Here is a 3,048-nt window from a genome sequence, read left to right on the forward strand (position 1 = left end):
CGAACTCGCCCACGTCGTCTTCCGCTACCCCGCCCGCCCCGCCGTGGCGGCGCTCGACGGCATCGACCTGCGCATCGCGGCGGGCGAAAGGCTGGCGCTGGTCGGCCCCTCGGGTGCCGGCAAGACCAGCCTGTTCCAGCTCCTGCTGCGCTTCTACGAGGCCAGCGCGGGCCAGATCCGCATCGACGGCCACGACATCCGCGCCCTGCCGCTGCGCAGCCTGCGCGCGCGCATCGCCCTCGTCCCCCAGGATCCGGTGATCTTCTCCGCCAGCGCGCTCGACAACATCCGCTATGGCCGCCCCGATGCCGCCGACGACGAGGTGATGGCCGCCGCGCGCGCCGCGGCCGCCGACGAGTTCATCGCCCGCCTGCCCGAGGGCTACGCCACCTTCCTCGGCGAGCGCGGCACGCGGCTCTCCGGTGGCCAGCGCCAGCGCATCGCGATCGCGCGCGCGATCCTCAAGGGCGCGCCCATCCTGCTGCTCGACGAGGCCACCAGCGCGCTCGACGCCGAATCCGAGGCCCTCGTGCAGCAGGGCCTGGCCGCGGCGATGCAGGGTCGCACCACGCTGATCATCGCCCACCGCCTGGCCACCGTGCAGAAGGTGGACCGTATCGTGGTGATGGACGCCGGCCGCATCGTCGAGACCGGCACCCCGGCCGACCTGCGCCGCCAGGGTGGCCTGTATGCGCGCCTGGCGGCGCTGCAGCTGGAGGGCTGAGCGCGGGCGGGGTTGCCGCCAGAGTCCATTCGCGTCTCGCGCCGCTCCTGAATAAACCACCGCGCTCGGATGCCATGCAGGAGCGGCGGCAGCCGCGAAGACGGCGCATGGAGTTCGCGCCGCGGCTACTTCAAGGCCGCCTTCGCGCCTGCCGGCGCTCCTACAGAAACCGACGCGGTCCGGGCCCATGAGCGGCGGCAGCCGCGAATAAGGCCGGCCGGCGACCGATGGCGGCACGGGGAAGGAACGCCGCGCTCGCGCCTGGCGCCGCCCTTCAATAAACCACCGCGGTCGGATGCCACGTAGGAGCGGCGGCAGCCGCGAATAAGGCCGGCCGGCAATCGATGGCGGCACGGGGAAGAAACGCCGCGCTCGCGCCTCAGGGCAGCGTGCGCTCGCGCAGGTAGCGCGGAAAGCGCGGCAGGCCGGCGGGGGTGAGCTCGCGGTAGCGGTAGGTGACGAGCGCGCCGAGCGCGGGCGGGTTGGCGCGCAGCGCGTCGCTGAGGCCGCTGCCGATGCGAAAGCGGCGGCCGTCGGCGGTCTCGACCCGCAGCGCGCCCACCCTGCCCTGCAGCCGGCCCTTGCCGGGCAGGTAGCCCACCACGCGCGCCTCGGCGTCCAGCCAGGGGGTGAGCTTGCGCAGGGCCTCGCTGCGGCCGGGCTGCCAGCGGGCGTCGGCGCGATGCAGCATGAGGCCTTCTCCGCCTCCTGCGAGGACCTCGTCGAGCAGGCGCTGCAAGGCGGCACGGTCGGGCACGCGCCGCTGCGGGACCGCCTGCACCCACGGCGCCCCGGCGGCGTGGGCCAGGCTGCGCAGGCGCGCCAGCCGGGTGTCGAAGTCGCCGGGGGCGCCGGGCAGCTCGAAGAGCATGTAGCGCACCTCGCGCCACAGCGGGTCCTCGGGATCCTCGCGGCGCAGCAGGCCGGAGAGCGCGTCGAAGCGGCGGCGGCCGAGCCAGAGCTCGCCGTCGAGGGCGACCGGCGGCAATACGGCGAGGAACCAGGCCGGCGCCGGCAGTGTGCGCCCGCTGCGGAAACGCAGCACGCTGCCGTCCCACGAGGCGCGCACGCCGTCGAGCTTCTCGCTCACCCACCAGCCCGCGGGGTCGATCGCGGGGTCGTGGCGGAGGGCGAGCATGGCCGTGGGAGCCGCGGGCGCTGCGGGTGCGTCGATGGGCGCGGCGGTCTGCGCGAACGCGCCGGCCGGAAGCAGGGCGAGGGCCAGGATCAGGCTGCGGATGGGCGTCGCCGTCCCGTGCAGGGCTGGTGCGGGAATGCGGGTGGACGGTCTCACGGGCGAACCTCCTGTCCGGGCACGGGCGGCGGCGCCACTGCGTCCCTGCCTCGCCGACGCAGTCAGGGCTGGCGGCCGAGCCCCGCACGGGAGAGGAGCGGCCCGCGCCCGTGCTGGCCTCCTCGAGTACCTCGAAGGCATAGGCCTGAAAATGACAATAGGATTGTAGCGGCGTTGCGCATGCGCTGCCAGGCCGAATTTCAGGCGTCGGCGGCGGCGCGCGCAGGCATGCGCTGCGGGCGGAACTGGCGGGTGTCGCGGTAGTACTCGGCGGATTCGCTATCCGGTGTCACGCCGGGGATGCCGAGCAGCGGCAGGGGTGCGAGGCTGCGCGGGCTGAGGTCGCCGATCGCGGCGGCGAGGTGGGCGGCGAGCCAGGCGTCGGTCTCGGCGAGCGCCGCCGCCGCGGGCAGCGCGAGCCAGGCGGGATCGACCACGCGGTGGAGGGCCTTGGCGCACAGGCCGGGGAAGGGCGCGCGCAGCTGGTCCCAGCTGCCGTGGCCGAAGACGAGGAAGCGGGTGCTGCGCTGCAGGGCCTCGCGCCGCCTCCAGAACACCTCTTCCCACTCATGTGCGGCGAGCAGGGCCGGGACCAGCGGGTCGGCGGATACCACGACGACGCCGCACTCGTCGAACTGGGTCAGCGCGTCGCGCCGCGGTCCGCGCCCGGCGAGGCCGGCGGCGGCGCGGGCGCGCAGCTCGTCCAGGTGGAGGCGGTTGCAGCAGGCCTTGGTGCGTGGCCAGGCGCACCAGGCGAGCGCGTTGAAGAAGTCGTGCCAGTCGCCCTCGCGAGTCGGCACCTCGCCGGTGGCGAAGATATGCGCCTCGTAGCCGGCCTCGTCCTCGCCCGGCGCAGCGAAGCGGATCCGCGCTCCGCCACCGCTGCGCGCCGTGGGTGCGGCCTCGGCGAGCAGGGCGTCGAGCGCCGCACGTGAGGGCACGCCGGGCGCGGTGAAGCGGGCGAGCCGGGGCGCGATCGGCTCGAACAGCCGGCGCTCGGCGAAGGTGGCGGGGGCAGCGAGGGCGCCGG

3 protein-coding genes are annotated in these 3,048 nt (G+C 75.1%); 1 reads left to right on the forward strand and 2 read right to left on the reverse strand.

Features of this window, described 5'->3' with window-relative positions; all coding sequences use genetic code 11:
• The coding region (locus tag C667_RS21665; protein ID WP_004384534.1) for an ABC transporter ATP-binding protein at positions 1-724 on the forward strand (724 nt) is incomplete at its 5' end.
• Between the two features lie 379 nt (positions 725-1,103).
• Here C667_RS21665 and C667_RS21670 read toward each other — a convergent pair.
• Together C667_RS21670 and C667_RS21675 are read right to left on the reverse strand one after the other, a co-directional pair.
• Positions 1,104-2,018: a DNA ligase gene (locus C667_RS21670; RefSeq protein WP_004384536.1), complete on the reverse strand. Its 915-nt coding sequence runs from the start codon at positions 2,016-2,018 to the stop codon at positions 1,104-1,106.
• 200 nt (positions 2,019-2,218) lie between these two features.
• Positions 2,219-3,048: DUF3025 domain-containing protein (locus C667_RS21675; protein WP_004384539.1), on the reverse strand; the 830-nt coding region annotated here is incomplete at its 5' end.

The organism is Thauera phenylacetica B4P (assembly GCF_000310225.1).
Taxonomy (GTDB): Bacteria; Pseudomonadota; Gammaproteobacteria; order Burkholderiales; family Rhodocyclaceae; genus Thauera; species Thauera phenylacetica.